General features: G+C 62.8%; 7 protein-coding genes. 6 read left to right on the plus strand and 1 reads right to left on the minus strand.

All coding sequences use genetic code 11. The features are described from left to right. The coding region (locus M3436_18270) for a transposase (protein MDQ3565951.1) at nt 1–191 on the plus strand (191 nt) is incomplete at its 5' end. A 194-nt stretch (nt 192–385) separates the two neighbouring features. Here the strand turns inward: M3436_18270 and M3436_18275 are convergent. Further along, complete coding sequence (locus tag M3436_18275) at nt 386–574, minus strand: hypothetical protein (protein MDQ3565952.1); 189 nt, start codon at nt 572–574, stop codon at nt 386–388. A gap of 645 nt (nt 575–1,219) precedes the next feature. Between M3436_18275 and M3436_18280 the strand changes: the two genes are divergently transcribed. The 5 genes from M3436_18280 to M3436_18300 all read left to right on the plus strand — a co-directional run. Next, nucleotides 1,220–1,828, plus strand: a complete 609-nt coding sequence (locus M3436_18280; protein MDQ3565953.1) for a DsbA family protein — start codon at nt 1,220–1,222, stop codon at nt 1,826–1,828. A 411-nt stretch (nt 1,829–2,239) separates the two neighbouring features. Continuing rightward, nucleotides 2,240–2,452, plus strand: coding sequence for a hypothetical protein (locus M3436_18285; GenBank protein ID MDQ3565954.1), 213 nt, complete (start codon nt 2,240–2,242; stop codon nt 2,450–2,452). Nucleotides 2,453–3,020: 568 nt separating this feature from the next. Next, complete coding sequence (locus tag M3436_18290; protein ID MDQ3565955.1) at nt 3,021–3,935, plus strand: hypothetical protein; 915 nt, start codon at nt 3,021–3,023, stop codon at nt 3,933–3,935. A 39-nt stretch (nt 3,936–3,974) separates the two neighbouring features. Next, on the plus strand, nt 3,975–6,041 hold the full coding sequence (locus M3436_18295; protein MDQ3565956.1) for a hypothetical protein: 2,067 nt from the start codon (nt 3,975–3,977) through the stop codon (nt 6,039–6,041). A gap of 18 nt (nt 6,042–6,059) precedes the next feature. Beyond that, nucleotides 6,060–6,559 (plus strand): hypothetical protein (locus M3436_18300; protein ID MDQ3565957.1); only part of this gene is annotated, 500 nt, incomplete at its 3' end.

The raw sequence follows: 6,559 nt of genomic DNA on the forward strand, positions 1-6,559 counted from the left end.
CGAAGAACAAAACCAAGTCCAGCGTGCGCGCTAAGGTTGAGCATCCCTTCCTCATCATCAAGCGCATCTTCGGATTCGTGAAGACCCGCTACAAGGGGTTGGCGAAGAACGCACACCGCTTGTTCGTGACCTGTGCACTGACCAATCTGTACCTGATGCGCCGGCGGCTGTGGCGACTGTCGGGGGCGTAGTGTGTCTGCAGTATGGCAAACGGGGCGAACATGGCCCCCTGAACGATGAAAAATGGGCCTCACGGCCGCGCTTCCGTCTGAAATCGATTCGTATGCACGCCGCGCAACCATTTTGATTACTTGTTCAGAGCTTCCTTAGTAGTGAGCAACCCCGCGGCCGGGACCACCTTCAGCTTCGACCTTCCGGCAACCCGTTAACCTCGCCGCGTCTCAGTGGCGGCCACCGAACCTATGATGCCCACCGAACCCACGATGCCCGCGGAACCCATGATGCCCGCGGAACCCATGTCGGAATCCGTGCGGGTGATGGAATCCTCGATGAATTCCTCGGTGGTGAAACCCATGGAAACCGTGGCCGTAATGCCCATAGAAGGGATAGCCATGAAAGCCAAAGCGTCCGCCGAAATGCCCTCCATTGAAACCGTGGCCGTGGAATCCGTCCCCAAAATGGAACGAGAAGCCCCCCGCCTGGGCGGGTGAGACCATAATGAGTAGCGCTACGAAGCCCAGCGGCGCTACCACGCTGGATAACTTAATCGCCATAACCTAACCTCTCGCCTCGCACCAGCGTCCGTACCCACGCCCCGGCGACATGCGGTCATGTGCCGCCATGCCAACGCGGATCCGCAGCGCCGCCCAAGCAAACTCTTACTTCATCGAGCGACGCAAACGCCGAACGTACCTCCTGTCCTGCCCTGACGAATTCGGGCAACGTCTGTTAGACACAGCACTTTGGCACGAGTTGCGCCGCTCCGCCAGCAACCTGCCGGGGTCTTCACCGAGAGTTGCTAAGGTTTGATTCGCTCCGTATAGTGGCCTGCGCGTCCCACAGCACGACGGAACACACGATGCGCTTACCCTAGGATCTGCCGCGAAATGGAAAAGGCGTTTGCCGCCGATGATTATCAGGGCGTGCGCTCACCCGATCCGCCTGGTTTCCACAGCGCTCGCGCGTTTTTTCCCGGTGCAATGCGCCAACCCGAACGAGCTACCCGACCAACCTGTCCTGCGCTGATTCTGATCCCCGCATGACGCTCTATTATGTGCACGATCCCATGTGTAGCTGGTGCTGGGCCTTCCGGCCAACCTGGGCCGAGATCGTGCGCGCTCTACCACCCGCGATTCCTACCCAGCGGGTTTTGGGCGGGTTGGCCCCGGATAGCGATGACCCCATGCCCGAAGCTACCCGCGTATACGTCCAAAAGAACTGGCGAAAGATTCAGCAGGTAGTCCCAGAAACAGCGTTTAACTTTGACTTTTGGACCCAATGCCAACCGCGCCGCTCCACCTATCCCGCATGCCGAGCGGTCATCGCCGCGATGAAGCAGGGCCCTCAATACGAAGAAGCGATGATCCTTGCGATCCAACAGGTTTATTATCTTAAGGCGCGCAATCCCTCTGACGACGATACCTTGACAGCACTTGCCGCCGAAATCGGCTTGAACCAGCGGCGCTTTGCCCAGGATCTGAATCACCCCGCAACGCGCGAGGCCTTGCTACACCAGATCGCATTCAGTCAACGCCTGGGAGCGAGCGCATTCCCGAGCCTTATCCTGGAACACGACAGAGGGTATGAAAAGATCGAATTCGACTATAACAACGCCTCGGTCGTTCTCGATGTCCTCGATAAAGCATAAGTCGTGGGCACCGCTGTGTTTGATCTCAAGCGCTTATGTTTAGCTAAGAGGAAGTCTTGAGGATCATCGCGGATCCACCAGAAGTGCCCATGAAACACTTGCTATCGGAGCATGAGCACGCGCTGCCTGCGGCTCGGCGGCGTCTCGCCCGCGCGATCGCATTGGCATCCGTCATTAGGTGCCCGTATTTACTCTTTTAACTTTGATCTGAGAGTTTGTGAAAAAAACGCAGCGAGCGAAGGGAGGTCGCGTTCTGCCGGAGCGCAGGAACCGGAGTGTATATTGAAATACATGAGGATTCCGAGCACCGCCGGAACGCAAAATCACGAGCGCAGTAGGTTTTTCACAAGCTCTGAGACAATCGGGCAGATGAGGGCATTATACATTTGTGGATCGATAAACCAGACGCGGATGGTGCATCAGGTCGCGCGGCAGTTGCCGCAATTCGAGGCCTACTTCACGCCCTACTACTGCCTCGGGCAGTCTCACCGCTGCTCAGCCCTCATCCGGTCTACCTGGCATTGGGGCGGCCGACGACGCGCGACGCGTAGCTTACTGCGGTTTGTTCCGGTCCTTCTCGATCCAGAGACCATCAGCGACCTACGGCTTGCGCTGATACCCTAGCCAGTCTTTGGGCAATGGCGTTTCTATGCCAAGATTGAGCGCATGGCGGGGCAGCGGCGCGAGGCGAGGCCTAGGTGCCGGCCGCGGTTAGACGATAATGTCACGGGGCAAGCCATCGCTGGGCAGGGAGAGCTGCCATTGTGAAAATATCCGAATCTGGCCCCTTAAGCCCTTCCCTTTGGCCCAATATTCGCCCGAGACACCAAAACGCCCGGCAACATGGCGCCTCGGACCGATGAAGGGCCCGAAAAGTCCCAGGCCGAGGACTCGCATGTTTGACAGCTCACTAGCCCAGCAGTACTGTGCCTCTTAATGAAAAAGCGCGTCTATTCTTCATCTTAGCAGCCGAGTCGTCCACCGGGAGGTAGCAATAACCAATTTACACCGTACGCCGGACTCAGCCCGCTTCTACTTCGAGCGGTCGGTGGATCAGAGTTTGTGGGAGCGAAGCCGGAGGTGGCTCGCGGACCCCTCTTGGCGGCTGCACATCTCGCTGATAGCGGCGCCGGGCCATGGCGCGACGGCAATACTAGAGCACTTCCTCCAGCGGGCCGCCACTGATCGGTCCATGCTCGCAGAAACACGCCGGCTGAACATCAAGCCGCGGGACCGCGACGAAGACCACTTGCGCGCCGGGCTCAGCGATGTTGCCCGCGTGCTGAGGCAGTTCGACGACGCGCCGGCCACCCGCGCAATCGAATCGTTGCGCGCCCGCTGGCAGAACTCCACGACGGGACGCCGCATCGCCTTGGTCGTGCTGCTGCCGCTGGTGCTCATCTGCCTCTTCTTGGGGGCAGCCCTCAACGACTTCGTGACCAACGAAGGCACGCCCCTTTCTCCGATCTCCGCCCAGTACTGGCGACGCTTCCTACTCGACTGGTTGTGGCGGCTGGAGAACGTCTTTAGCCTCCCCGTGGCGGGAGTGGCCACACTGCTGCTGGCGCTCGGATCGGCAGTGTTCCGCCGACTCCTGCCACAGCCCCCGCCGCGGCACGTCAACACAGAGGAGGTGGCGCGACTGAACCAGCTGGACACGCTCCTGAGGCTCCTCGAACGAAGCGGCCGGCACCGACGCGCGTTCGTGCTCGTGGTCGACGACGTCAACCTCCTAGCCCCGACCGATCGGAAGTTCCTGGCCGAGGTAAGCCGTGGGGCGCTGAAGGGGAAACGCGTCCTGCTCATCACCCGGGACCTCGGTGACACGGCCGGTCCGGTCCTTGGCGACGCGGAGCACCTGGAGCGCCTTACCGTGCCGGCATTCTCGGATATGGAGCTTCGGCGGATCATCGCCAACCACAAGCCGGATCTCGCGGGGGCCGACCTCGATGCTGCAGTCTCGGAGGCGCGCGGAAGCCTGGGCCGGGTCCTCGGCGCCGACACGGAGCGGGACAGCTTGCAGCGTGCAGTCCTGGCCGAGTTCGAGCAAGCGTACGAGGAGGAGGTAGCGGGCGACTTCGGCGTTTCGCACCTGATGGTCTACTGAGCAGTCAAGGGTAACGCCTTCGTGACGGAGCAGGTCCTAATGGACTGGATCGATACCTTGGATCCCGAACACCTAGAGGCATACGACCTCCGGCCGCCCGAGCGGACGCCGGATCTCGTCAAGCGTTTTCGGCATTGCCGGCTCGTCCGCCGCCAGGGTCGGACCCTGCACTTCGACAATAACGCCTGCGCCCTTCTCGTGCGGTCGCTTCGCCGGCCCGGCGGTGGGGCGGCTGGGGCGGCTGGGGCGGGAGACGACACCGCCGATCTGCTCGCCCAGGCGCACTGCTTTTGGGCGATACGGCTCTCGAAGGGTTTGCGCGCGTCCGACGGTCGCGTGCCTCTCGCGCTCCGGGACGGTGCCCACGGAGTCGCGGCGAAGGAGGCGGCATACCACTGGTCTCGTCTTGAGCCGGCGGCGGTCGCATCGCCCGCCGTCCACTGGCGAGATCCTGACGGGCTGTGGGAGGAGGCCGCGCGCGTGCTGATGCTGGCAGCGGCCGCCCTGCGCGTCGAGGGCGTGTTCGAGGCGGGGAAACTCGCGTCCCTGGACGCGGCCAAGTGGGCGGCCAGGCTGGTGGGCGACCGTCGCAACGAGGTCGAGGCGGCGGTGGTGGGCGAGCTGTGGGCAGTCTATCTGGCGACCTGGAGTCACGGAACGTGGCAGCGGTTGTCGATCTTGGCGAAGGAGCGGCCGGATCTCACCGGCGGCGACGTCTGGGTCGTCTACGAGCGGTATCGGGCGTTTCTGACAGGTGATTCAGTGGCGCCGCCGGCCTCCGTGCAGGACACGGCTTCACCGTGGCTCGTCAATCTCAAACGACTTGGAGATGTTCTGCTGGAGGCCAGGCAGAAGGAGGGTTTCGTGGAGGTGGCTCTCGGCGACGTCGCGTGGGCGCTCCCGGAGCCGGTATCTCCGCCGGACGCCGCGTGGCCTGCTCTGGCGTTGTGCGAACTGCATGCACTAGCAGCGCTTGAGCGCAACGACGCCGAGGCGGAAGAAACCGCGCTGCGCAGGTGGCGCGCGCACCTAGAGGCGGCTGCGCTGGACCCCCTGTGGATCGCCGACCAGATGTCGCTGGAGTATCGCACCGCCCGTTATGAGCACGTCGTCCTCTCGGCGGCGCGGCGGTTCTGTCCCGACGCCGATCCGGACCGGGGACGCAAGTGGCTCGCCTTGCACGCGGAGCCGGCTGATGAGGATTCCGGCGCTGCCATGAACCTACTGGAGCGGGCACGCGAGCGCTACTCGAGCGTGTCGGCCACCGCTGCCCTCCTCGGCATGCGCCCGATCCTGGCGCAGGTCAGCTTCCACCTGGGCGAGCTGCTTCGCGAGCACACGCCCAACGCCAAGCGAAAGGCCGACCCCGAGTGGTGGCGCGGCTGGGAAAACATGTTTGCCGCATGCTTGCGCATCGAGCGGGGGTTGGGATGGAGGTTCCACGAGCCGGCCATCCATACGATCCGCTGGGAGTTCTTCAAAGCGTTCGATCAGCCCACCAGCGTCAATGATGCCTACAACGCCTACTTGGCTGTGAAAAGCTGCGGCTTCCCGACGCGGGTGGTGCTCGACTGGCATTCACACGCGAGCAGCATCCTCAACGACTACGGCGACCGCCTGGAGCACCACCAGTGGAGTGCGGAACTCCACGAAGCGTGGGCCAGGAGCCTAGCTGCGCTACCCGAGGCGGAGCCGTATCGGTACTTCAAGCGAAGCTTGCCCCTGGAGCGGTCGCGGGCACTCGTCTTCGCGGCACAGGCGCGGCGAGTTGCCAAAGAGTACGAGGTGGCCCGACGCCTCCTCGACGAGGCCGACGGGCTGTGCGGGTGTGAGGTGCCTGGTGGCCCGAACAGCGACGATGGTGAGGACCCCCAGCTTGTCCGCAACCATTTGCTGAACCTTCGGTTGCAACGGATATGGCTGCAAAGCACACTGGAGAGACGCGCGCCGTTGTTCAGGGTGGAAGATGCGGAGCCGAGTCGGCTTTCCGATGAATTGATCCTCGCCCTCTGGCGTGACCTGCAACGAACCGACGAAATTGTGGCTCTCGTGTTGGGCGGCCTCGTCAACGTGGAGCTTCGGCAGCGGCATGCGGCCGATGCGTAGGCCCCGCCGCCTGGCACGGTGAGCGCCGCTGCGGACCCTGACAACCCGCGTCTGTCCCTTCCGGATGACTGGTTCGCCGAACGGCCAGTCGCCATCGCCAACCGGTTCGAGTACCGGTTCCTGCAGTTCCTCTCGCTCGTGCACGCCCGACACGACAGCGGCGACAGCGAGCTGAACTTCGTAGCCGAGTCGCACTGGTTCGGCATACAGCTGTTCGGACAGATCACGCTAGACCTCGCGAGGGCCGACCTCGAGTCCCACTTTCTCGACAACCACCGGCACGCCATGATCCGCCTCCTTGAATGTGTGCGGTACTACTTTGCCGAGATCGACGCCGCCGACGAGCACGAGCTGGCCGCCTTGCTGTGCCTCACCATCTATACACCGACGTCGCAGGTGATTGGGCGGCTGTATTTTGAAGGGGCGAGCCGGGTATGGGTGGAAGCGAGCGAGCAGCAGCGCAGCCACGATGCCATGGGGCGGCTCTACCGACTCTACCAGAAGCAGCACCAGCAACA

Source organism: Pseudomonadota bacterium (assembly GCA_030859565.1).
GTDB lineage: Bacteria > Pseudomonadota > Gammaproteobacteria > JACCXJ01 > JACCXJ01 > USCg-Taylor.

What these genes read in the sequence shown, in the direction of transcription:
- M3436_18290 (MDQ3565955.1), top strand. Translation starts at nt 3,021, where the DNA reads ATGCTCGCAGAAACACGCCGGCTGAACATCAAGCCGCGGGACCGCGAC.
- M3436_18295 (MDQ3565956.1), top strand. Translation starts at nt 3,975, where the DNA reads ATGGACTGGATCGATACCTTGGATCCCGAACACCTAGAGGCATACGAC.
- M3436_18275 (MDQ3565952.1), bottom strand. Translation starts at nt 574, where the DNA reads ATGGCTATCCCTTCTATGGGCATTACGGCCACGGTTTCCATGGGTTTC.
- M3436_18285 (MDQ3565954.1), top strand. Translation starts at nt 2,240, where the DNA reads ATGGTGCATCAGGTCGCGCGGCAGTTGCCGCAATTCGAGGCCTACTTC.
- M3436_18280 (MDQ3565953.1), top strand. Translation starts at nt 1,220, where the DNA reads ATGACGCTCTATTATGTGCACGATCCCATGTGTAGCTGGTGCTGGGCC.